At 68.1% G+C, this 21939-nt stretch carries 26 protein-coding genes; 12 read left to right on the top strand and 14 right to left on the bottom strand.

What is annotated here, in order from left to right:
• Positions 1 to 24: 24 nt before the first annotated feature.
• The 3 genes from AC4QBL_RS16710 to AC4QBL_RS16720 form a co-directional block, all read right to left on the bottom strand.
• Complete coding sequence (locus tag AC4QBL_RS16710; protein ID WP_472900056.1) at positions 25 to 258, bottom strand: YMGG-like glycine zipper-containing protein; 234 nt, start codon at positions 256 to 258, stop codon at positions 25 to 27.
• A gap of 65 nt (positions 259 to 323) precedes the next feature.
• The gene (locus AC4QBL_RS16715) at positions 324 to 638 is read right to left on the bottom strand and encodes a BON domain-containing protein (RefSeq protein WP_472908106.1); all 315 of its coding nucleotides are present in this window, start codon (positions 636 to 638) and stop codon (positions 324 to 326) included.
• Between the two features lie 254 nt (positions 639 to 892).
• Positions 893 to 1711: a ParB N-terminal domain-containing protein gene (locus tag AC4QBL_RS16720; RefSeq protein WP_472908107.1), complete on the bottom strand. Its 819-nt coding sequence runs from the start codon at positions 1709 to 1711 to the stop codon at positions 893 to 895.
• Between the two features lie 109 nt (positions 1712 to 1820).
• Here AC4QBL_RS16720 and AC4QBL_RS16725 point away from each other — a divergent pair, with 109 nt between their 5' ends.
• Positions 1821 to 2276, top strand: a complete 456-nt coding sequence (locus tag AC4QBL_RS16725; RefSeq protein ID WP_472902337.1) for an acyl-CoA thioesterase — start codon at positions 1821 to 1823, stop codon at positions 2274 to 2276.
• Between the two features lie 21 nt (positions 2277 to 2297).
• Here AC4QBL_RS16725 and AC4QBL_RS16730 read toward each other — a convergent pair whose 3' ends face one another.
• The 4 genes from AC4QBL_RS16730 to AC4QBL_RS16745 form a co-directional block, all read right to left on the bottom strand.
• Positions 2298 to 2504 (bottom strand): hypothetical protein, encoded by a 207-nt coding sequence (locus AC4QBL_RS16730; RefSeq protein ID WP_472902338.1) that lies wholly within the window; start codon positions 2502 to 2504, stop codon positions 2298 to 2300.
• 49 nt (positions 2505 to 2553) lie between these two features.
• Positions 2554 to 2865 carry a BON domain-containing protein gene (locus AC4QBL_RS16735; RefSeq protein WP_472902339.1) on the bottom strand — a complete coding sequence of 104 codons (312 nt, stop codon included), beginning with the start codon at positions 2863 to 2865 and terminating at the stop codon, positions 2554 to 2556.
• Between the two features lie 142 nt (positions 2866 to 3007).
• A complete protein-coding gene (locus AC4QBL_RS16740) occupies positions 3008 to 4204 on the bottom strand; it encodes a multidrug effflux MFS transporter (protein ID WP_472902340.1) in 1197 nt (398 codons plus the stop codon).
• 129 nt (positions 4205 to 4333) lie between these two features.
• Positions 4334 to 4807 carry an acyl-CoA thioesterase gene (locus tag AC4QBL_RS16745; RefSeq protein WP_472902341.1) on the bottom strand — a complete coding sequence of 158 codons (474 nt, stop codon included), beginning with the start codon at positions 4805 to 4807 and terminating at the stop codon, positions 4334 to 4336.
• 187 nt (positions 4808 to 4994) lie between these two features.
• On the opposite strand from AC4QBL_RS16745, the gene AC4QBL_RS16750 reads away from it, so the two are divergent.
• Both AC4QBL_RS16750 and AC4QBL_RS16755 read left to right on the top strand, forming a co-directional pair.
• The gene (locus tag AC4QBL_RS16750; protein WP_472907800.1) at positions 4995 to 6320 is read left to right on the top strand and encodes an IS1182 family transposase; all 1326 of its coding nucleotides are present in this window, start codon (positions 4995 to 4997) and stop codon (positions 6318 to 6320) included.
• Positions 6321 to 6543: 223 nt separating this feature from the next.
• On the top strand, positions 6544 to 7041 hold the full coding sequence (locus tag AC4QBL_RS16755) for a GlcG/HbpS family heme-binding protein (protein WP_472908373.1): 498 nt from the start codon (positions 6544 to 6546) through the stop codon (positions 7039 to 7041).
• A gap of 3 nt (positions 7042 to 7044) precedes the next feature.
• Here the strand turns inward: AC4QBL_RS16755 and AC4QBL_RS16760 are convergent, their stop codons facing one another.
• Both AC4QBL_RS16760 and AC4QBL_RS16765 read right to left on the bottom strand, forming a co-directional pair.
• Positions 7045 to 8187 carry an extracellular catalytic domain type 1 short-chain-length polyhydroxyalkanoate depolymerase gene (locus tag AC4QBL_RS16760; protein WP_472908372.1) on the bottom strand — a complete coding sequence of 381 codons (1143 nt, stop codon included), beginning with the start codon at positions 8185 to 8187 and terminating at the stop codon, positions 7045 to 7047.
• A gap of 115 nt (positions 8188 to 8302) precedes the next feature.
• Positions 8303 to 8722: a CopG family transcriptional regulator gene (locus tag AC4QBL_RS16765; RefSeq protein WP_472902344.1), complete on the bottom strand. Its 420-nt coding sequence runs from the start codon at positions 8720 to 8722 to the stop codon at positions 8303 to 8305.
• 416 nt (positions 8723 to 9138) lie between these two features.
• Here AC4QBL_RS16765 and AC4QBL_RS16770 point away from each other — a divergent pair, with 416 nt between their 5' ends.
• Genes AC4QBL_RS16770 through AC4QBL_RS16780 form a run of 3 tightly spaced genes read left to right on the top strand, consistent with a single transcriptional unit; the run spans position 9139 to position 11251 of the window.
• The gene (locus AC4QBL_RS16770; protein WP_472908371.1) at positions 9139 to 9870 is read left to right on the top strand and encodes a HupE/UreJ family protein; all 732 of its coding nucleotides are present in this window, start codon (positions 9139 to 9141) and stop codon (positions 9868 to 9870) included.
• A complete protein-coding gene (locus tag AC4QBL_RS16775) occupies positions 9867 to 10421 on the top strand; it encodes a hypothetical protein (protein WP_472908370.1) in 555 nt (184 codons plus the stop codon). Before AC4QBL_RS16770 ends, AC4QBL_RS16775 begins: the two co-directional genes overlap by 4 nt.
• Before the next feature lie 20 nt (positions 10422 to 10441).
• Positions 10442 to 11251 carry a DUF4198 domain-containing protein gene (locus AC4QBL_RS16780; protein WP_472908369.1) on the top strand — a complete coding sequence of 270 codons (810 nt, stop codon included), beginning with the start codon at positions 10442 to 10444 and terminating at the stop codon, positions 11249 to 11251.
• A 152-nt stretch (positions 11252 to 11403) separates the two neighbouring features.
• Here AC4QBL_RS16780 and AC4QBL_RS16785 read toward each other — a convergent pair whose 3' ends face one another.
• The 4 genes from AC4QBL_RS16785 to AC4QBL_RS16800 form a co-directional block, all read right to left on the bottom strand.
• Positions 11404 to 12024, bottom strand: a complete 621-nt coding sequence (locus tag AC4QBL_RS16785; protein ID WP_472908368.1) for a phosphoribosyltransferase — start codon at positions 12022 to 12024, stop codon at positions 11404 to 11406.
• Positions 12025 to 12051: 27 nt separating this feature from the next.
• The gene (locus AC4QBL_RS16790) at positions 12052 to 12618 is read right to left on the bottom strand and encodes a phosphoribosyltransferase family protein (RefSeq protein WP_472902078.1); all 567 of its coding nucleotides are present in this window, start codon (positions 12616 to 12618) and stop codon (positions 12052 to 12054) included.
• Between the two features lie 86 nt (positions 12619 to 12704).
• On the bottom strand, positions 12705 to 13580 hold the full coding sequence (locus AC4QBL_RS16795; RefSeq protein ID WP_472908367.1) for a heme-dependent oxidative N-demethylase subunit alpha family protein: 876 nt from the start codon (positions 13578 to 13580) through the stop codon (positions 12705 to 12707).
• A 103-nt stretch (positions 13581 to 13683) separates the two neighbouring features.
• The gene (locus AC4QBL_RS16800) at positions 13684 to 14574 is read right to left on the bottom strand and encodes a LysR family transcriptional regulator (RefSeq protein WP_472902080.1); all 891 of its coding nucleotides are present in this window, start codon (positions 14572 to 14574) and stop codon (positions 13684 to 13686) included.
• Between the two features lie 153 nt (positions 14575 to 14727).
• Here AC4QBL_RS16800 and AC4QBL_RS16805 point away from each other — a divergent pair, with 153 nt between their 5' ends.
• From AC4QBL_RS16805 to AC4QBL_RS16815, 3 genes are read left to right on the top strand one after another with little or no spacing between them, the layout of a single operon-like run.
• Entirely contained in the window at positions 14728 to 15126 is a 399-nt protein-coding gene (locus AC4QBL_RS16805) for a TerB family tellurite resistance protein (RefSeq protein WP_472908366.1), read from the top strand.
• A gap of 37 nt (positions 15127 to 15163) precedes the next feature.
• Positions 15164 to 15562 (top strand): hypothetical protein, encoded by a 399-nt coding sequence (locus AC4QBL_RS16810; RefSeq protein ID WP_472908365.1) that lies wholly within the window; start codon positions 15164 to 15166, stop codon positions 15560 to 15562.
• A 25-nt stretch (positions 15563 to 15587) separates the two neighbouring features.
• Positions 15588 to 16232 carry an exopolysaccharide biosynthesis protein gene (locus AC4QBL_RS16815; RefSeq protein ID WP_472908364.1) on the top strand — a complete coding sequence of 215 codons (645 nt, stop codon included), beginning with the start codon at positions 15588 to 15590 and terminating at the stop codon, positions 16230 to 16232.
• A gap of 13 nt (positions 16233 to 16245) precedes the next feature.
• Here the strand turns inward: AC4QBL_RS16815 and AC4QBL_RS16820 are convergent, their stop codons facing one another.
• Positions 16246 to 17010, bottom strand: coding sequence for a sulfite exporter TauE/SafE family protein (locus AC4QBL_RS16820; RefSeq protein ID WP_472908363.1), 765 nt, complete (start codon positions 17008 to 17010; stop codon positions 16246 to 16248).
• Positions 17011 to 17103: 93 nt separating this feature from the next.
• Here AC4QBL_RS16820 and AC4QBL_RS16825 point away from each other — a divergent pair, with 93 nt between their 5' ends.
• From AC4QBL_RS16825 to AC4QBL_RS16835, 3 genes are all read left to right on the top strand, one after another.
• Positions 17104 to 17826 carry an ABC transporter ATP-binding protein gene (locus AC4QBL_RS16825; RefSeq protein ID WP_472908362.1) on the top strand — a complete coding sequence of 241 codons (723 nt, stop codon included), beginning with the start codon at positions 17104 to 17106 and terminating at the stop codon, positions 17824 to 17826.
• Entirely contained in the window at positions 17810 to 20326 is a 2517-nt protein-coding gene (locus AC4QBL_RS16830) for an ABC transporter permease (protein WP_472908361.1), read from the top strand. The genes AC4QBL_RS16825 and AC4QBL_RS16830 overlap by 17 nt, the downstream gene beginning before the upstream one ends.
• Before the next feature lie 137 nt (positions 20327 to 20463).
• Positions 20464 to 21939 carry a UbiA family prenyltransferase gene (locus AC4QBL_RS16835; protein WP_472908360.1) on the top strand — a complete coding sequence of 492 codons (1476 nt, stop codon included), beginning with the start codon at positions 20464 to 20466 and terminating at the stop codon, positions 21937 to 21939.

A 21939-nucleotide genomic window follows, 5' to 3' on the forward strand; every position in this document is an offset into this window, starting at 1 on the left:
GGGCGGGCCTGCTGGGCCGCTGGCTTATTTCTTGGTGTCAATCTGGTTGCCGATGAGGCCACCAATGGCCGCGCCGCCCAGGGTGCCGATGGTGCTGCCACCGGTCAGCACAGCGCCGCCGACCGCGCCCACGCCAGCGCCCACGGCGGTGTTCTGGTCTTGGCGCGACATGTTGCTGCAAGCTCCCAGGCCCAGGGCCAGGACGAGTGCGGCGGCCAGGGCAAGGCCGCGGGGAAGGGTTTGTGTGTGTGTGTTCATGGAGAGACCTCGAATCTAAATAGGGGGAGAAACCGCGTGGCGCCGGGTGTGGCGCCCAAGGCGGGTTACTTCAGGCGCATGTCGTTCTTGATCGAGCGCACGCCGCTGATGGCCTGCGTCACAGCCACGGCCTTGTTGATGTCGGCCTGGGTGCCGACGAAGCCGCTCAGCTGCACAGCGCCTTTGAAGGTTTCGACGTTGATCTCGGCCGACTTCAGGGTGGGCTCGTTGAAGATGGCGGCCTTCACCTTGGTGGTGATGGCGGTGTCGTCCATGTACTGGCCGGTGCTTTCTTGCGTGGCGCTGGAAGCGCAGCCGCCCAGCGTGGTGAAGGCAGCAGCAACGAGCAAGAGGATGGAGAAACGGTGGTTGATACGCATGGTGAACTTTCTTTGAAGGTTGAACGAACGGCGCAACCCAGGGGCAGCACCGCATGGCACACCAGTTGAGTTCCCAGCGCCAATGGATGGACCTTAGGGCTTGGTGCACGGCGCGTCTGTGCGCTGGCGCACGCAGGCCGAAGCGCGCAGGCGCAGGCGCAGGCCAGCCTGCCGGGGCTGGCCTGCAGGCTTGGAGCATTGAAAAAAAGCGACCAGCTGCGCGCAGCTGGCTCAACGGGCCTGGGTCTGGCCGGTCAGACCAATTGCGCTTCGAGGGCTTGCACCTGCTGGCGCAGCGCGGCGTTTTCGGCCTGCAGCGTGGCCACCTGTCGTTGCAGGGCCTGCACCGCGTCGGGCGCGTCGGTGTCCACCGGGGTGGTGGCTTCGGGTGCTGCGTCTTCGTGCGGTTTGCGCTTGGCCTCGCGCACGCGCTTGGCGGCCAGCTTCAGCTCGTCTTTGCCGGCGTGGGCGGCGGCCACTTGTTCGTCAGCGGGCAAAGAAGCCACGGCGGCGGCGGTGTTGAGCGAAATGGTGCCCGACTTCACCGCCGCCACCAGCTCGGGCGCGGCTTGCTTCTGGATCTTTTCAATCGCCACCACCTGGCTGCTGCTGAGGCGCGCGGCACGGGCAATGGCTTCGCGGCTCTTGAGCGCGTCGGGCTCGGGCGCACCCGGTGCGGCGGGCGCAACGGCCTCGCCTACGGTGCTGTCGGTGCGCTCAGCGCTGGCCGCTGCCTGGGTGCGCACGCGGCGTTCGGCCATGATCTCGCGCTGGCGCAAGGCCAGCACCCCGCGCTGGAAATCGGACACGCTGCGCCGCCCCAGGTGCTGGCCAATCATCCACAGGTGCACGTCTTCCATGGAACGAAACAGCGTGTTCTGCACGGTCTGAAACGGCAGCCCGTGTTTCTGGCAAATGCTGTAGCGGTTGTGGCCGTCCACCAGCGTGTCGCCCCACAGCACCAGCGCATCGCGGCAACCCTCGGCCAGGATGCTGCGCTCCAGCGCCTCGTATTCGTCCGGGGTCAGGGGGTCGATATAGGCTTTGAGTTCTTCGTTGACGGCGATGTGCATGGCAAGCGGTCCAGGGTGCGGGATACGGGGAAAGGGGTGCCATTCTATGTGCCGGCGACAATGCCCTGATTCCCCCCTCCAGCCCCTTTTCAGAGCACGTTTTCACCCCATGAGCCGCATCACTTTTGAACTCCCCGAGCGCTTTGTCTTTGCCACCGACATGCAGATCTACATCAGCCATGTGAACCAGGGCGGCCACCTGGACAACGCGCAGCTGCTGACGCTGGTGTCAGAGGCGCGGGTGCGGTTTTTCCGCTGGCTGGGCTACACCGAAGGCAATGTGGCCGGGAGCCCCATCGTGGTGGGGGACCTCGTGGCGCAATACAAGTCCGAGGCGTTTCACGGCGAAACCCTGCGCGTGGACATGGTGCCCGCCGACTTCAACCGCTACGGCTTCGACCTGGTGTTTCGCATGTCCGAACTGAGCCAGGGCCGCGAGGTGGCGCGCGGCAAAGTGGGCGTGGTGTTTGTGAACAAGGCCGACCGCAAGGTCGCGCCGGTGCCTGAGGCCTTTCAGCAGCGTCTGCGCGAAGCCACGCAAGCCGCTCAGCCCAAGGCGGGCTGAGCGGCTGAACGCTTGCCGGTTTCAGCGAGCGGAATTGCCCGGCGGCGCCCGGCGCGACTGCGACTGGTTGCTGCCACCCACATGCGATTCGCGGTCGCTGCGGCTGGCGGGCGTGCGCTGGCCCTGGTTGAGCTGCGTCGGGTCTTGCTCACCCACCTTGTTGGTGTCGTTTTCCACCTTGTGGGTGTGCGGCTCTTGCTTGTCTTGCGGGTTCAGGTTGTGCTTCATGGCATTGGTCTCCGTGGGATGGAAGGGGAAAGACGCGCAGGCGGGCTGCTCAGGGCCGCACCACGATGTTGTTGATGACGCTGGACACCCCGGGCGTGGTGCGCGCAATGCTTTCGGCGCGGCTCTTTTCAGCCGCGCTCTTGGCAAAGCCCGACAGCTGCACCGCGCCGCGCAGCGTTTCCACGCTGATCGACAAGGCGCTGACCTCCCGGTCTTCGGCAAACTTGGCCTTGACGCGCGCGGTGATGGTGGCGTCGTCCACGTACTCGCCCACGGTGGACTGTTCGCGCGACACCGCGCAGCCCAAGGTGCTGAGCACCAGCAGCCCGGACAGGGCCATGGCAACGGCGGGGTGTTTCATAGCGTTCTCCTTGTAAATCGTGACTTATGGCACGACCACAGGCACCCGTCAAACGCAGCGCTCAACGCGTGTTTAAAAGCCGCCCGCAAGGACCTCCAACAAAGCTTTTTTGGCCACCGGGGACCCGGTTTCGGCTGGACGGCTAGGATGGCCGCCGGTGCAGCAGCCAATGCGCCAGCGCCGCGCACAGGGCGTAGCCCAGCATCAGCAGACCCAGGTTGACGGCGCTTTCGTGCGGGAACAGGCCCACGGTGAAGCCGCCCACGGCGCCCATCATTTGCTGCATGAGGCCGGCCACGGCGGCGGCTGAGCCGGCCAGTGCGGGCACGAGGCTGACGGTGCCTGCCAGCGCCGGCGGCACCAGAAAACCGTGCCCGATGCCCAGCAAAATGAGCGGCAAGGCAAAGGCCAGCGGGGAATGCCAGCCGGCCAGCGCCAGGCCGAGCATGAGGGCCACGCCGCTCAGGGTGAGCGCCTGGCCCAGCCGCATCATGGGGCGCTCGCCGGTGCGGTGCACCAGGTGCGAGGTGAGGTAGTTGCCCACGATGTAGGCCAGCGGAATGCTCATGATGTAGTACCCAATGCCTTCCGGGCCCACGCCGTAGCTGCCGAGCACGATGGGGGCGCCGCTGAGGAAGGTGTAGAAGGTGGCCGTGATCATGGACAGGAGCGCCACATACAGGATGAACGCGGGCTCGCGGGCCAGGCGCGCATACGAGGCCCACATGGCGCGCAGCCAGTGCGGCTGCACGGTGGTGGCTTTCTGGTGGTCGGGCAGGCCGCGCCAGGCGGCCACAAACAGCACGGCGGCCAGCACCGCAATGAGCACAAAGTTGGACTGCCAGCCCAGGCGCACGTGCAGCTGCCCGCCGATGATGGTGGCCAGCGGCGGGCACAGGCCCATGGTCATGCCGATGTAGGCCATGACGCGGGTGCGCGCGGGGCCTTGAAACAGGTCTTGCACCATGGCGCGCCCCACCACCATGCCGGCCGCGCTGCCCGCGCCTTGCAGCACGCGCGCCAGGGTGAGCAGGCCGAGGTTGGGCGCCAGGGCCGCCAGCACCGAGCCCACGCCGGCCACAAAGAGGCCAAACAACAAGATGTTTTTGCGCCCCAGGCGGTCAGACAGCGGGCCGTAGAGCAACTGCAGGCCGCCGTAGGCGATCACATAGCCGCTGAAGGTGAGCTGCACGCTGGCCTGGCTGGCGCCAAATATGCTGGCCCATTCCTGCATGGAGGGCAGGCAGATGGTCATGGCCAGCAGGCCAAAGGCGAGCTGGGCCAGCAGGTTGGCTACCAAGAGCGCGTGGGTGGGGGGTGGGGTTTGGGCAGCGGTCATTCAGCGGTGCGGGGCCAGCGGCGGGCCCCAAAAAAGTCAGCGGCCTCTGTGGCCGCACGCCACTGTAACCGCCACCGGGCTGAAAGCCTGTCACCCGCAGCCGGTGGGGTGGGCCGGCCCGGCGGCGCTTCAGCGCACGGCCAGAAAGCGCTGTTCCATTTCGCGGCGCATGGCCTTGCGCACCTCGGCGGCGGCGTGGCGGCGGCGCTCGTCGGGGGTGAAGGGGCGCAGCGGCGACACCGCCGTGGGCTTGCCCGCGTCGTCCACCGCCACCATGGTGAAAAAGCAGCTGTTGACGTGGCGGTTTTCCTGCGTGCGGATGTTTTCGGCAATCACCTTGATGCCGATTTCCATGGACGAGCTGCCGGTGTGGTTGACGGAGGCCAGAAAGGTGACGAGTTCGCCCACATGGATGGGTTGTCGAAACGTGACCTGGTCGACGCTGAGCGTGACCACGTAGGTGCCGGCATAGCGGCTGGCGCAGGCGTAGGCCACCTGGTCGAGCAGTTTCAATATGGTGCCGCCGTGGACGTTGCCTGAAAAGTTGGCGGTGTCGGGCGCCATCAGCACCGACATGCTGAGCTGGTGTGCAGGGAGTTGCATGGGTTTGAATGGAAGGCGGGCGGTGGGTGAACCGCTGTTGGGGAAGCACCGATCGTGCCACGGCGCTACCGCGGCCTCGGGATGGGCATGTTGATTGACGCAACGCAGGGCGCCGCACGGGCGCTGTGGCTAGGAGTCTGCGCGGCAGAAGCGCACTGAGGTCGCGAAGGCTTGGTAAATTGTGGGCATGGCCGCAAGTTACCTCCCCTACGAACCCCAACAGCAGCGACTGCTGCCCGACGCACTGCAAGACTGGCTGCCCGAAGGGCACCTGGCGTACTTCATCAGTGACAGCGTCGACAGTCTGGATCTGAGCGCCTTCCACGCCCGGTACGCCAAGGGCGGACCGCGCAACCAGCCGTTTCACCCGGCCATGATGGTCAAGGTCCTCATCTACGGCTACGCCACGGGCACCTTCAGCTCACGCAAGCTGGCGGCCAAACTGCACGAAGACGTGGCGCTGCGGGTGCTGGCTGCGGAGAACTATCCGGCGCACCGCACGCTGTCGGACTTCCGTGCGCTGCACCTGCAGGAGTTGGCAGCCCTGTTCGTGCAGGTGGTTCACCTGGCGCGCGAGTGTGGCTTGGTCAAGCTGGGCACGGTGGCAGTGGACGGCACCAAGCTCAAGGCCAACGCCAGTCGCCACAAGGCCATGAGCTACGAGCGCATGCTCAAGGCCGAGGCCGAACTCAAAGCCCAGATCGACGGCCTGCTCAACCGAGCGAAGGCGGCCGACGATCTGGAGAAGAACGAGCCCGACATCGACATCCCCGGCGAGATCAAGCGCCGGGCCGATCGGTTGAGCGCCATCACGGCGGCCAAGCTGCGGCTGGAGCAGCGCCAGCAAGAAGCCGATGCCGCGCGCGGACGCAGCGAGAACGACCAGCGCAAACCCCGGGACAAGGACGGCAAACCCAAGGGCGGGCGCTACAAGCGCGACTTCGGCGTTCCCAAGGACAGCGCCCAGGAGAGCTTCACCGACACAGACAGCCGGATCATGAAACGCGCCGGTGGGGGCTACGACTACAGCTACAACGCGCACACGGCGGTGGACGAGACCGCGCAGATCGTGGTGGCGGCCGAGCTCACCAACAACGCCGCCGACAACGATCGCCTGCCCGTATTGCTGGCGGCAGTGAAGGCCACCCTGGGCGATGACGCCAAGCAGGTTCTGGCCGATGCGGGGTTCCGATCGGAGTCGGTGTTCGAGCGACTCAAGGACAGTCCGAGCGAGTTGATCGTGGCGCTGGGCCGCGAGGGCAAGCAGGACCTTGAGATCGACGCCCAGAAGTACCCGCACAGCGCAGCGATGGATGCCAAGTTGAAGACACCCGAAGGCAAGGCTGCCTACCGCAAGAGGAAGTGGATCGTGGAGGCGCCCAACGGTTGGATCAAGAGCGTGCTGGGGTTCAGGCAGTTCAGCCTGCGGGGATTGGAGAAGGTCAAGGCCGAGTTCAAGCTCGTGTGTCTGGCGCTCAACCTGAGGAGGATGTGCAGTTTGCGAGCAACTTGAGGGAAAACGGGGCATCGAGGGCCTCGAAACGGAGCCTTCAGACCCGCACAAGGCCGCCGCACAGACCACGCCAAACAACGGGAACGATCAAATCACCCGAGGCACCGCGCAGTTATCCTCAAATCAGCCCGCGAAACGTTCTGCCGCGCAGGCTCCTAGCATGGGTTTGGTGCGGCGGCTCGCTGGGCTGGCCGTGGTTTCAACCCTTTGTGGAGACTTCGATATGCGACACGTTGTGATGGCTGCGGCCAGTTTGTGTGTGGCTTTGCCTGCTTTTGCACAGGCCCCGGCGGCCACGTTCCAGATCAAGGCCCTGACGCCCGAAACCGCGCTGGTGGCGGCGCAGGCGGCCATGGCGGCTTGCCGCGCGCAGGGTTTTCAGGTGGGCGTGGCGGTGGTGGACCGCTCGGGCCTGACCCAGGTGTTTTTGCGCGACCGCTTTGCGGGCGCCCACACGGTGGACGTGGCGACCAACAAGGCCTGGACGGCGGCGAGTTTTCGCACGTCCACGCTGGACCTGGCCACCGAATCGCAAGCGGGCAAGCCCATGAGCGGTATTCGCAGCACACCGCGCATGCTGGCGGTGGGCGGCGGTGTGGTGATTGAGGGCGGCGGCTCCAGTTACGGTGCCATTGGCGTGTCGGGCGCGCCCGGCGGCGACGCCGACGACGCCTGCGCCAAGGCGGGCATCAAGGCGATTGCCGACAAGATCGAGTTTTAAGACTCAGCGCTGGCCCTGCCCTGGCAGCGCCAGGAAGAAGCGCAGCATTTCGGCCGACGCGTCGGGGCCATTGCCGTCGGTGAACGAGCCCGCGGCAGCACCACCCGACCAGGCGTGGCCCGCGCCGTGCAGCGTCCACGCCTCCACCAGGCACTGGCCTTGGGCATTGGTGTGGCGCGTGCGGGTGTAGCTGCGGCCGCTGGGCGACTGGCCTTGTTCGGTGCGGGCGCTGAGCCCGGCCGCGTGGGCGCTGGTGGCCTGGCGCACGATCTGCTCGCCGTTGCTGTGTTGCACGGTGTGGTCACGGTCACCATGAAACACGATCACCGGCACCGCCTGCTGGGCCTGGCGGCGCGGGTCGGCCGGCGTGCCGGGCAAGTGGCCCATGCCCATGGGGCTGTGGCCTTTCATGGCCGCCATGGCCGAAGGAATGTCGTGTGCGGCGGCATAGGGCAGGCCCGAATGGGCGCCCACGGCGGCAAACAGCTCGGGGTAGGTTTCACCCAACACCACCGCCATGGCCGCGCCGGCTGACAGCCCGGCCACATACACACGCGCGGGGTCCACCGGGTGCTCGGCCACCACGGCCTGCACCAGGCCGGCCAGCAACGCTGGCTCGCCAGCGCCGCGAACCTGGTCTTCGGCGCGAAACCAGTTCCAGCAGCGCGAGGCGTTGGCGCCCGAGGCCTGTTCGGGGTAGACCACGACAAAGCCGTGTTCGTCGGCCAGCCGGTTCATCTGGGTGCCGGCGGCAAAGTCGTCGGCCGACTGGGTGCAGCCGTGCAACATGACCACCAGCGGCAAGCTGCCGGCCTTGGGCTTTTGGGAGCCCACGGCCTGCGCCGGCACATACAGCTTGTAGGCCCGGGTGCCCGCCGGGGCGCTGAAGCTGCGCAGCACAAACTGGCCGCCGGCCGCATCCGCTTCGGCCGCCTCAGCGCCCGGCGCAGGCACTTCGCGGGCCACCACGTCGATGGTGTTGTCGTTGGGCGGGGCGGCTTGCGCTGGCGTGGCCGCTGCGCCCACCGCCAGACCCGCCGAGGCCAGTGCGTTGCGGATGGTGTCGGTCACCCCGCGCAGGGGGCCGCTCTGGGTGTCGAGCCCGGCCGACGCCAGCGCGCGTTCAATGGTTTCCTGGATGTTCATGGCAAGGGCGCTCGGTGGTGAAAAGGCAGAGGGGTTGCGGGGAAGGCGTGGGGTCAAAAAAGGCTTTCGTGTGGGGTGTCGTGTTCAGGCAGGTAGGGCGCGGTGCAAGGCGCGCTCACACCATGCGCCCGGCCAGCGCGCGGCGCACCTCGGGTGATGCATGAAACGCGCCCAGCACCGACACCGACTCGATCGCGGCCAGCGCGAGTTCGGGTGGCACGTCTTCGGCAATGCGGGCCAGGCCCACCACCTGCACCCGCAGCCGCTGGCCGGCGGCCACGGCACGCTCCAGGTCGGCCCGGCTCAGGTGCTGCAGACCCAGCATGAGGGTGCGCCGCGCCACGGTTTGGCGCACCGTGTCGGCGTGCACCGCCAGCTGGTTGCGCACGGCGGTACGGATCAGGTCGGAGCGGTTGGAATAAAAGCCTTCCTGCACCAGCAGGTCGACCTGCCCCAGGTCCACCACGCCCAGGTTGATGGTGAGTTTTTCGGTATCGCCCACCCGGGCTTTGGGTTCGGTTGGAGTGTTTGCCATCTGTAAACCATCTGTTTGGATTCCAATTGGATTCCATTTGGATGGTATTTAAACACATTGAGCGATCCAGCGCTGGCGCTGCGCGTTGAGCCCACTCAAATCGTTCGCCGGGCGCCTGTGCAAAAGTGGCGTGGTGCGGTGGCTTGCGCGCGCACACCACGATCACCCAGGCAGAGCAAGCGCACCAGCGTTTCAGCCTGGTTGCGCTGGCCGGCGGTGTGCTGGTTGCGGTGGTCATCGTGGTGTCCAAAACCTGAGCCGGGGCTGCGCCGGGTTTGCGGTTCCAGACCGTTGACGGGCGATCGGGATAGCAAGCAAGCCCCCCATATGAACATCCCCTTGAGCCCAGGGCAGGAGCCGATCGCCATGGAGACCCGCCGCCTGTTCCTGAACGGTGCTGTGAGATACTTTGTTTCATGCCCCTGAACGCTTGGTCTGCGCCGACCACACCGCACCATGACGCCGTTTTCGACGCTGCCGTCCACCGCCGATTGAAGGCGCCGAATGGGATCCGGGGCCACGGTGTCTGGGCAGGTCTGCAGGCGCTGGGTCAGCGCCTGACCCGCTGCCTCGGCCGGGTGGCTGTGGTGGTGGGCGCCTGCGCCGCTTCGGGGGCCGCTCTGGCACACGAAGCCAGCGGGGTTGCCGGAGGGTTCGCGAGCGGCTTGCTGCACCCGCTGGCTGGTCCCGACCACCTGGTGGCGATGGTCGCGGTCGGCCTCTGGGGCGCCTTTCTTGGCCGGCCGGCGCTGTGGTTGTTGCCGGTGGTGTTTCCGCTGGTGATGGCTGCGGGTGGAGCGGCCGGTGTGCTGGGCCTGCCCCTGCCGGGCGTGGAAGTGGGCATTGCGTTGTCGGCCATTGCGCTTGGTGCGGCCGTGGCCTGGGGCTGGCGGGCGCCGCTGGCGCTGGCGGCTGTGATCGTGGCGGCGTTCGCTGTTTTCCACGGCCATGCGCACGGCACCGAGCTGCCCCAGGCCGCCGATCCGATCGCCTACAGCCTGGGCTTCGTCGTTTCAACGGGCTTGCTGCATCTCTGCGGCATCGCCTTTGGTGAGCTCACCCGCTGGCCCTGGGGCACCAAGGCGGTGCGGGGGCTGGGTGCCCTCATTGCCTTGGTGGGCGCGGTGTTTCTCGTGCGCGCCTTTTGAGGTCCATCACCGTGCTGGAACCGGGCTTCGTTTCTGGGTTGACACAACCGCTGCTGGCGTCCGGCATGCTGCTGCCGTTGCTGGCCGCGGCGCTGTTCATTGGGCAGCAGTGGGGCGCGCAGCCCGGCTGGCCCGTGGTGGCGTGGCTGGCGTTTGCGCTGCCGCTGGGCGTGGCGCTGGTGCTCTCGCTGTCGGATGCACTGCCCTTGGCGCGGGTGCCTTGGCCGAGCCTGCTGGCGGCGGCGCTCGGCGGACTCGCGGTGGCGGTGGGGCGGCCCTGGGGCGCTCCCGTCACGGCAACGGTGGCGGCCATGCTCGGCGCCGGGGTGGGTTTGGCGGCCTTACCGCCTCCCGCGGCGGCGTCTGCCAACGCGCTGCCTTGGGCCCTGGCCATGGGACTCTTTGTGGGCAGTCTGGTCTGGGCGTTGGCCGCAGCGGCGCTGGTGCGTCTGCCCCGCTGGGCCTGGGCTCAGGTCGGCGTGCGCGTGCTGGCGTCGTGGGTGGCGGCGGCCTCGCTGATCGTTCTGGCCTTGAGCGCCTCTCAAACATGAATATGAACAGGAACGCTGCCATGGCCATGACCGCCCGGCTGACATCGCTTGGTCGCAGCTTGGCGTTCGCCTTGTTGATGCTGTCGGCTTGGCCGGCGATGGCGCACGACACCTGGTTTGAACGCGTGGACAACCCGGAAGGCGGCGCCGGACAGCCGCTGCAACTGGCGCTGGGCACGGGCAACCTGTACCCGCGTTACGAGGCGCCAGTGGAGCCGAAGGTGGTGACCCACTGGGCCTGTACCGATGCCAAGGGCACGGTTCACAAGCCGGCGTCAACGCGCGTGGGTCGCCGGCACACGCTGTATCGCGTGCCCGGTCCCGAGGTCGGTACGTTCAGCTGCGTGGTGCGCCTGCAGCCCTTCGAGGTCGAGCTCGCGTCCGCCATCGTCGACATCTACTTCGACGAGATCCGTGCCAGCGACACGCTGCGCGCGGTGCTCGCCCGACAGCGTGCACAAGGCCGCCCTTTTCAGGAACGTTACCTGAAGGTCGCTCGAATAGAAGGCGCAGCGGCACCGGCGCGCGACAACAGCCAGCCGCTGGATGTGCTTCGCGTGGCTCCCCGCGGCGTGCTGCAGGCCGGTAGCGATGCGGTGTTTGAGGTGCAACGCGACGGCAAGCCCCTGGCCGCTCTGCCCGTGGAGCTGCTACACGAGACCACGCCGGGCGGCCTTTGGGCGCGTACCGATGCCGCGGGACGCGTCAGCTTTCGCCTGCCCCAGCCTGGCCGCTGGTTGTTGCGTGGCGTGGACCTTCGCCCGCCGATTACAGAAGATGCGCGCTGGGAAAGCCGCTTCATCGCCTACACCTTCGAAGTGGCTCGCTGAGCGCCTTTGGCTGCGGTGCATGCACCCGGCCGAAACGGTCCGCGACGGGTTTCCCCACCGCTCCACCAGTGTCCATCTCTTCGGAGGGTGCGGTGGGCAGCTCCTGCTCTGGCGCTAACGGACTGGACAGTCTGCAGGCGGTGGGCTGCGATTCAGTCCCTCAGCAGGGCCATCACTTCGTCGTCGTCCACCTGCGGAAAGTGGCGATAAAACTGGCCGACAGCCTGGAAGTCTTCGGGGGCGTGCAGGCACACCACCTCGTCGGCCATGGTGCGGATGCGGGCCAGGGCCTCGGGCGATGACACGGGCACCGCACACACCAGTTTGGCGGGCAGGCGACGGCGCAGGCTGTGCAGGGCCGAGATCATGGTGGCGCCGGTGGCCAGACCGTCGTCGACCACGATGACGGTGCGGCCTTCGGGGTCGATGGGGGCGCGGATCGGTGAGTACTGCACGCGACGCGAGTGGATGGTTTGCAGTTGCTCGTGTTTTTCGGCGGCGATGTAGTCCTGGTCAGCCCCCACGGACGCGGCATACGGCGCGATGTAGCTCCAGCCGCTTTCATCGACCGAACCAATGGCCACCTCGGGCTGGTAGGGCGCGCGCAGTTTGCGCACCAGCACCACGTCCATATCGCCCTGCAGCAGCTCGGCCAGCACCTTGCCCATGGGCACGGCGCCGCGGGGAATGGCCAAGATCAGCGGGTGCTGGCCCCGGTAGGCGGCGAGCCGGGTGGCCAGTTGGCGGGCTGCGTCTTCGCGGTCTTTGAACATGGTGGCTCCTTGGGGCGGCGGGCGGGTTCAGCGGGCGCGCGGGGGTTGCAGCAGCTGGATGCTGAAGTCGGTTTCGTAGGGCGGCACGTGGCATTCGACGATGTGGCTGGGCGCCACTTGCAGCCGCAGGCCCACCACGTCGGCGCGCAGGGGCAGCGTGGCCACGCCACGGTCCACCAGCACGGCCACCCGCACGGCCGCGGCGTGCTTGCGGTTCAGGTGCTCCAGCACTTTCAGCAGCGACTGCCCGGTGTAGAGCACGTCGTCCACGACCAGCACGGTGACACCGCTCAGGTCCAGCGACACGTCGCGCGGGAATTCGGTGAGCTGGGTGTCGGGGTAGACGAGGGTCAGGTCGTCGGCGTAGCGTTTGACCGACAGGTCCAGCCGCAGCGGCGGCGGCAGGCCGTGGCGCAGCACCAGGCGCTCGGTGAGGCGATCGGCCAGCGGCGCACCGCGGCGCAGCACGCCCACCACCGCCACCGGGCCGTTGCCGCGCAGCAGGCCAGCCGCCTGCTGCGCCATGTGGTCCAGCACGGCGTCCAGCCCGGCGCTGTTGTAGAGACAGGTGCGTATGCCAGGCGGGAATTTCATGGGCGTGCTCGTTGGGTAGGGAGGCGTTCAGCGCACTGTAGGCCGGACGCGCCACGCGGCCTTGAGCGCTCTCAACCAACGGCGTTTCAGGGGCTCTCGAGCGCGGCCAGTTCGGCCAGCAGGCGCGGGCGCACGCCGGCCATGCCGCGGTAGGCCACCACGGCGTCGCTCATGGAGGCGAGTGCGGCGTGCAGTTCGGCTGCGCGCGTGGGCGCCACCTGCAACACGCTCGGCAGCGGGCACACCATGACGCGGATGAAAAACACGCCGCGCTGCAGGGCAGGCAGGGGCAGCGTGGTCTGGCGTTCGACGCGATAAAACACCTGTTCCAGCAGCCGCTGACCGGTGGCGTCGGCCTGCGCCACAGCGTCCTCCCAGCGGGTGCGGCGGGTTTCGGGGTGCTGCGCCAGGTCGCTGCTGGGCGAGAGCAGCCACACATGGCGCAGCATGCTGGCCTGGCGAAATGCCATGTCCACAATGCCTTTGCCGCCGGCTTGCAGCAGCGCGTTGTCGGCCACGGGGGCGTGAATGGCGGTGAAGTCCAGGCCCAGCTTGTCGGCCGGGCTCCAGTTGGACGGAAAGCACACGCCAAGCCAGCGTGTGCGCATGGCGCCCGGCTCGTCGTGCAGCACCACCATGTCTTCTTGCATGCCCAGCGCCAGCGCTTGGGCCGTGGGCGCCAGGGCCACGCCGGTTTGGGCGGCATAGGCGTCGGCAATGGCCTGCAGCACGGCGGGCTCGGCCTGGCCCACCAGGGCGCGATCTGGGTGGGTTTGCAGCACGGCCTGTTTGTGGTGGGCGTAGGCGGCAGCTTGGTCGTCGCGCAGAAACAGGGGCGGTGGCTCGGGCGGCGGTGTGTGCAGAGCCTGAGCGGCGGGCGCCAGACGCGACAAACCGGGCCGCATGCGAAACGGGCTGGCCACGGGCCAGGGCATGTGGGCGGCAGGGGTGAGGGTGTGCATGGCGGCATTTTGTGGCAGCGGGCGCTGCAACATGGCGCCACCCGGGCCAGCCGGCACGGCGCCACCGTGCACGCTGCCTCCACAGCGGGCGGTCCCTCAGGCGCTAGTCGGCCAGCTTTTGCACCAGCAGTTTTTGCACCAGCGGGTGCTGCACCTTGCGCGCCGTGCCAATGGCATAAAAGTGTTCTTGCACGCCATCGCAAGGCGCAAACCAGCTCAGGCCGTAGCCGTGCGAGAGCTTTTCGCGCATGCGCTCAGAAGCGGGAAACACGCCCATGCCGGACGAGCCAAACGTGGCCAGCAGGGCGCTGTCTTCAAACTCGCCCACCAGGTTGGGCGTGACGCTCTGGCGTTCAAACCACTGGTCAAGCCGCAGGCGCACCGAAGCGTGTGCGGTGGGCAGCAGCACGGGCACCTGGGCCAGGCTGTGCGGAAAGTTGTGGCTGGCCTGCGTCAGCCATGCCTTGGGCGCGTACCAGCCCAGCGCCGACGACCCCAGCGCGTGGCTGTAGAGCCGCAGGTTGGGGTTGGCGGGTGCGGGGCGGTCCGACAGCACCACGTCCAGGCGGTGCAGGGCCAGGTCGGCCAGCAGGTCGTCAAACTTGTCTTCGTGGCACAGCAGGCGCAGGTTGGGCTCTTCCATGGCGGGGGCCAGCAGGTCGCGCACGGCCAGCTTGGGCAAGCCATCAGAAATGCCCACCACCAAGCGCACACCGACGTGTGTGCCGGCCTCGCGCACGGCGGTTTGCAGGTGCTCACCCAGGTGAAAAATCTGCTCGGCCACTTGCAACGCGGCCTGTCCGGCGTCGGTCAACGCCAGGCCACGGCCGGCCGGCTTGAACAAGGCATGCCCCAGCGACTGTTCGAGCAGGCGCACCTGCGCGCTCACGGTTTGCACCGCCAGCCCCAGCCGGTCGGCCGCATGCGACATGCCGCCCTCTTTGGCCGTGACCCAGAAGTAATACAGGTGCTTGTAGTTGAGTTCCTGGTTCATTGTTCGTATTTTAAGGAATATTTTTCACTCATTGTCTGCTTTTTTATGCCTCCGTGGGGCCCTATCTTAGGTTCCTGTTCGGGGCACGCCAGGCGCCCCCCACAACGAACAATTGGCCTGGTTCTTTTTTGCACTCTACGAAAGCAGTGACCCATGAGAACTTACCCCACCAACAGCCCCCAGGCCGCCACGCGCCTGCTGGCCATGGCCCTTGTAGCCGACGGCAATTATTCAATGACCGAGATCCGCGCGCTGGACCGGCTGGAGGCGCCACGCCGCCTGGGCCTGCCGGCTGACGAGATCAAGGCGGTGATCGACCTGTTTTGCCAAGACCTGCTGCACGCTGCCCACGGCGAGTGGACCGGTTCGTCGCAGATCGACGATGCGACCCGCCAGGCCCTGATGAACGAGGTGCAAGACCCGCAGCTGCGCGCGCAGATCTTGGATTTGTGCGAAGGCATTGCCTTGGCCGACGGGCACCTGGCCGAAGGCGAAGCCGAGATGCTGGACGCCATGGTGAAGGCCTGGCGCACGCTGCCCGCAGCCGCATGACACCCGCCAGCCCATCACCGAAAAAAGGACGCTTTGTATGAAAGCCATGATCTGGGTCGCGTTTGTGGTGCTGGCCGGCCTGTGGACCGGGCTGGTGGCGCTGACCGTGCAAGTGACCGACTGGCTGCTGGCGGCGATGGCCTCCGGACAAGCCACCGACCTGGCCACCGCCGCGGGGCAGTGGCCCGTGCCGGCTTGGCTGGCCCTGTGGTTGGACACGGCCTGGCTGCAAGGCCTGCAGGCGGCCGCCGTGGACTTGGTGCAGTGGCTCGGGCAGGTGCTGCCGTCGGCCGATGGCCTGATGGCCTGGATCGCCCCGCTGCTGTGGATCGGCTGGGGACTGGTGATGCTGTTGCTGCTGGCGTGTGCGGTGGCTGGGCACTGGCTGGCGGGGCGCCTGGGTACACCTGCCGCGCTGCGCCGGGCACAGGCCTGATGCGTCGAAGGGCGCGCGCAACACCATGAGCATCCATCTGGCGCAGCGGCTGCGCGAGGCCGCCGACGGACACCGCGCCAGCACCGTGTCGGCCGCGGCAAGGGCCAGCAGCACCGCCGACCTGCGCCTGAGCCTGGCGGGACTGCTCGGTTTGCACCGCGAGTCATCGGCTGCGGTGTTGCTGATGCTGCTGGCCGTGGTGTGCTCGGTGCCGCTGCCGGGCACCGGCACGGCCATGAGCCTGGGCATCTGGGCGCTGGCCTGGGCCTGGGCACGCGGGCACGACACCTGGCCCCTGCCTGCCCGCCTGGGCAACGTAACGCTGAACGAACGCTGGACCGGCCGCTGTCTGCACGGCCTGACCTGGATGTACGAGCGGGGCAACCGCTGGCTGCGACCGCGGTGGGCGCTGTGCTCACACGACCGCACGCGGGTGTGGTGGGGCGTGTGGATCGCGCTGATGGGCGTGGTGATTTTCTTGCCGCTGCCACTGGGCAACCTGCTGCCCAGCCTGAGCCTGATCTTGCTCAGCCTGGGCTGGATGTTTCGCGACGGCGTGGCCCTGCTGCTGTCCACTGCCACGGGCGTGGCCGCAGTGGCCTATGTGGTTTCGCTGTGGCAACTGGTGACGCAGGCGCTGGGCCAGGCCTGGACCTGGCTCCCGGCCTAGTGGCTTGGTGGCCTCAGGCGCTGCGCGCAAAAAACAGCGCGCTCATCACCAGCCCGACCACGATCACGCCCACGCGCACCCACTGTGCGGGCAGCCGCTTGGACCAACGCGCACCAAAGAAGCCGCCCGCCGTGGCGGCCACCATCATCAACAGGCCTTCTTTCCAGGCAATGGCACCGGCCAGCACAAACGCGCCCACGGCCAGCCACGACAGCACCAGCGAGTTGAGGTTTTTCAGCGCGTTCACGGTGTTGATGCGCGACTCGCCGGCCACGGTGTACAGCGCCATGAGCAAGATGCCCAGGCCACCGTTGAAATAGCCGCCGTAAATGGCCACCAGCAACAGCCCGGGCTCGCGCCAGGCGGCCAGCCCCTGCCCTTCTTTGGATGCAGCCTGCGCGCGCCGTGCCAGCACCGGCCCTGCCGCAAACAGCGCGGTGGCAAACAACAGCAACCAGGGCACTATGCCGGCAAACAGGTGCGCCGGCGTGATCAGCAACAGCAGCGCACCCGCCACACCACCCCCCGCCGACAGCGCCATTTCACGTTGCAGGCGCCGCGTGGGCAGCTCGCGCAGCTCGGCCCGAAAACCCAGCGTGCTGCCCAGGTAGCCCGGGCTCACCGCCAGCGCACTGGTGGCGTTGGCCATGATGGGCGGCACGCCGGCAAACACCAGCGCGGGAAAGGTGAGAAAGCTGCCGCCGCCGGCGATGGCGTTGAGCACACCGGCCGCAAACGCAGCGCCGGCCAGCAGCAAAGAGGTGATCCAGAAATCCATAAGAGCGACTTGCGCAAACGCGCGGGCTGAAAGCCGGTCATTATGGCCACCCTGACACCGGGAACCTCAGCCCCAAGACTCGCTCCGACTCGCATGACAAAAACCACCGCCCTGATTGAAACCCGCCAGCTCGGCATGTCTTACCCGCTCGGCAACACCCGCGTGGACGTGCTGCGCGGGCTGGACATGCGCATCGAAGCCGGCACCCGCGTGGCCATTGCCGGCCCGTCGGGCTCGGGCAAAACCTCGCTGTTGCTGTTGCTCTCGGGGCTGGAACGGCCCAGCGCCGGGCAGGTGCTGATCGACGGCATCGACCTGGGCACGCTGGACAGCGACGGCCTGGCCGACCTGCGCCGCGAGCGCATCGGCATCGTGTTTCAGAGCTTTCACCTGTTGCCCAGCCTGAGCGCGCTGGACAACGCCGCCCTGCCGCTGCAAATGGCCGGGGCCAGCGGCGCACGCCAAGCGGCGGCCGAGATGCTGCGCCGCGTGGGCCTGGCCGACCGCATGCACCACAAGCCGTCGCAGCTCTCAGGCGGCGAGCAGCAGCGCGTGGCCATTGCCCGCGCGCTGGTGCACCGCCCGCGCCTGCTGCTGGCCGACGAACCCACCGGCAACCTGGACGACCACACCGCCGAGGCGGTGCGCGAGCTGCTGTTTGGCCTGAACCGGGAACTGGGCACCACCCTGGTGCTGGTGACGCACGACCTGGACTTTGCCGCCCGCTGCGACCGCGTGCTGCGCCTCCACGAAGGCCAGCTGCAGGAAACGCCCACCGAACGCCAGCCGGAGCACCGCCATGCTGTTTCTGCTTGACCTGGCCTGGCGCGACCTGCGCGCGAGTGGTCGGCGCCTGTGGATTTTTGTGGCCTGCCTGGTGCTGGGTGTGTCGCTGGTGGCCGCGGGCGGTGGCCTGTACCGCCAGGTGGCCGACGCGATGCGTACCGATGCCCGGCTGATCTTTGGCGGCGATGTGGAAATTGAATCGCCCCAACCCCTGCCCAACGACACGCTGGCCTGGATGCAGGCGCGCGCCACGGTATCGCGCGTGATCGAGCTGCGCACCATGCTGCGCACCGAAGACGGCCGCGCCCAGCTGATCGAGCTGCTGAGCGCCGACGCGGCCTACCCGCTGGTGGGCCAGGTGGAACTGAACCCGGCCGCGCCGCTGGCTGACGCACTGGCCCAGCGCGACGGCCAGTGGGGCGCCGCCATTGACGCCGCTTTGGCCACCCGCTTCAGCTTGCAGCCCGGCAGCCGCATTGCCATTGGCGAGCTGGAACTGGTGGTGCGTGCCATCACCGTGCGCCAGCCCGACCGCAGCCTGCGCGCCGACTGGGGCGCCGCCCCGGTGCTGGTGGCCGAGGGCGCGCTCATGGCCACCGGTCTGGTGCAGCCGCTCAGCCGGGTGGAATACCGCTACCGCGTGCGCGTGGACGAGCCCAGCGCCCAGGCCGCCACCGCCTGGCGCGACAGCTTCATGGCCGCCTTTCCCGCGCTGGACGCCGAGGTGCGCAGCTTCGACGAACGCAGCGACCGCATGGCCGAGGTGCTGGGCCAGATCGCTTCGGGTCTCATGTTGATCGGCTTTTCCGCTTTGTTCATTGGCGGCCTGGGTGTGTTCAACAGCGTGCAGGCCTACCTGCAAGGCAAGCTCACCAGCCTGGCCACGCTGCGCGCGCTGGGCCTGCGCGACGGCCGGCTGGCCGCCATGGTGCTGCTGCAAATACTCATGCTGGCGCTGCTGGCCAGCGCGGTGGGCGTGGCGCTGGGCATGGGGCTGGCGCTGGCTGGCGCCCAGCTGGCCGCCGACAAACTGCCGGTGACGCTGCTGCTGCAAGGCCTGTGGCAGCCCGCGCTGGTGGCACTGGCGTTTGGCGTGCTCACCGCGCTGGCGTTTTCGCTGCCCGCGCTGGGCCGCGCGCTGTCGGTCAGCCCGGCCACCCTGTTTCGGGGTGTGGAAGGGCAGGCGCTGCGCACGCCGCGCCGCGCCTGGTGGCTCACGGCCGCCGTGGCCACCGCCACGCTGGCGCTGCTGGTAGCGGTGCTGCCCGACCCGCGCTTTGGTCTGGCCTTTGTGCTGGCCACCGCCGCCTTGCTGGGCGTGCTCGACCTGGCCACGCGCGGCCTGCGCCGCCTGGCCGCCCGGTTGCAACACCACCCGCGCCTGCCCTTGCCGCTGCAACTGGCGCTGGCCGGTTTGCAGCAGGCGCATTCACCGCTGCGCACCGCCCTGCTTTCGCTGGGCTCGGCCCTCACGCTGCTGGTGGCCTGCACGCTGGTGGTGATGACGCTGCTGCGCACCGTGAACGACACCGTGCCCGCCAACGCACCGGCGCTGGTGTTTTACGACGTGCAGACCGAACAAATTCCGCTGCTGCGCGACACCTTGCAAAGCGCTAGCGGCAGCGCTGAACTGCGCACCGCCCCGCTAGTGCTGGGGCGGCTGTCGGCGGTGAACGGCGAAACCCTGCGCGAAAGCGGCAACAGTGAGCGCGCCCGCGAAGCCCGCGACGAACACAAGCTGAGCAACCGCTCGGGCAACTTCGACGACGTGGTGATCGACCGCGGCGCCTGGTGGCCCCAAGACCACAGCGGCGAACCGCTGGTGGCCATGGAAGACCGCGAGGCCGACGAGCTGGGCTTGAAGGTGGGCGACCAGCTGCGCTTTGAGATCATGGGCACGCCGGTGGAGGCCACGCTGGCCGCCATCTACAGCCAGCGGCGCATGCAGTCGCGCCTGTGGCTGGAAGCCATCTTCAGCGACGGCGCGCTGGAGCCCTTCATCACCCGCCATGTGGGCGCAGCCTGGCTGCCGGTGGAACAGACGCTGGACGCCCAGGACCGCCTGGCCGCCGTCGCGCCCAACATCGCCACCGTGCGCACCGAGTCGCTGCTGCGCGAAACCCGCGCCCTCATGGGTCGCGCCAGCAGCGGCCTGGCGGTGGTGGCGGGCGTGTGCCTGGCAGCCAGCCTGCTGGTGCTGGCCAGCGTGGTGGCGGCCAGCCGCAGCCGCCAGCTGTTTGACGCCACGGTGATGCACGCACTGGGCGCGCGCCACTCGCTGCTCAGGCGCGTGCTGGTGTGGGAATACGTGGTGCTCGCCACCGTCACATCGTCCTTTGCCCTGCTGGCCGGCAGCGCGCTGGCCACCGGCCTGCTGCTGTGGCGCCTGGACATGAGCCCGGTGGGCCTGTATTGGAGCGGCGGGCTCACGGCGCTGCTGGTCAGCGGCGTGAGCCTGGGCATGGGCGCGCGCTACCTGCTAGGGCAGATGCGGCTGAACCCGGCGCTGCTGCTGCGCAGCGGGGGTTGAGAGGCGCGGGGCCGCTGCGCACCACGCGCCATGGCAACGCAGGCGCTGGGCATGCTGGCGCGGCGGTTGGTGCGCAAAGCCAGCGCCGGCGGCCAGCGACCTAAAATCGCCCCAGCCCTCCCCAACGGACGCCCAGCTTGCCGCACCCCAACACACCCCCACCGCCGCACGACGCCAGCCCCCTTTATGTGGACCTGGACGGCACACTGACGCTGTCCGACACGCTGTACGAATCGGTGATGCTGCTGGTGCGCCGCAACCCGCTGAACCTGTTGCGCTTGCTGGCCTGGCTGCTGCTGGGCAAGGCGGGTTTCAAGCACCAGCTGGCCGACGCGGTGCGCCCCGATCCAGCCCGCCTGCCCTACCACGAGCGCTTTGTGCAGTACCTCCGCGACGAACACGCCCGCGGCCGCCCCCTGGTGCTGGCCAGCGCGGCGGACGCGCGCATCGTGAGCGAGGTGGCGGCACATTTCAAAATTTTTGATGGCGTGCTGGGCACCCACGGGGGCGCCGGTGGTCCCAACCTGAGCCGCGCCCACAAGCGCGCCGCCATCGACGAGCACGCCCGTGCGAGCGGCCACACCCGCTGGACCTATGCCGGCAACAGCCGCGATGACCTTGCCGTGTGGCAAGGCAGCACACAAGCCGTGGCCGTGAACGCGCCACCCGCCGTGGTGCGCGCGCTGCAGCGCCAGCACCCGCAGGCGCGCGTGTTTGAACAAGCGCCACTGAAGCTCAAGACCGTGCTGCGCGCCATTCGCCTCAAACAGTGGTCCAAAAACGCGCTGCTGTTTTTGCCGCTGCTGGCCGCGCACGCGCTCGACCCGGCGCTGTGGGGCCTGGCGGCGCTGGCCTTTGTGGCGTTTGGCCTGTGTGCGTCGGCCACCTATTTGTTCAACGACCTGCTGGACCTGCCCAACGACCGGGTGCACCGCCTAAAGCGCCACCGGCCGCTGGCTTCGGGCGCGATCAGCATTGCGCTGGCGGTGGTGCTGGGCGTGGTGATGATGGCGCTCGCCTTTGGGCTGGCGCTGGCGGTGTCGGGCGGTTTTGCCGCCATGCTGCTGGCGTACACCGTCACCACGCTGGCGTATTCGCTGTGGCTCAAACGCGTGGCGCTTTTGGATGTGCTGGTGCTCTCAGGCCTCTACACCCTGCGCATTGGCGCGGGCGGGGTGGCCGTGAGCGTGGCGCCGTCCAACTGGCTGCTAGCGATCTCAATCTTTCTGTTTTTGAGCCTGGCGCTGGTGAAACGCTGCGCCGAGCTGGAGGAACTGGACGGCGAACGCGCCGACCTGGCGCCCGGCCGGGGTTACCAGCCGCGCGACCTGGCCTCGCTGCGGGCCATGGGCTTGTCCAGCGGCTTCCTGGCGGTGCTGGTGCTCACGCTCTACATCGACAGCCAGAACAGCCAGGCGCTGTATGTGCAACCCGAGTGGCTGTGGGGCGCTGCGCCCGTGTTGCTGCTGTGGGTCATGCGCATCTGGCTCAAGACCGGGCGGCGCGAGCTGCACGGCGAAGACCCGCTGCAGTTTGCGCTGCGCGACCCCTTCAGCTGGGTCACGCTGGGCGTGATGGGCGCCATGGGGCTGGCCGCCACCGTGGGCATTTGA

The organism is Hydrogenophaga sp. L99 (genome assembly GCF_058731905.1).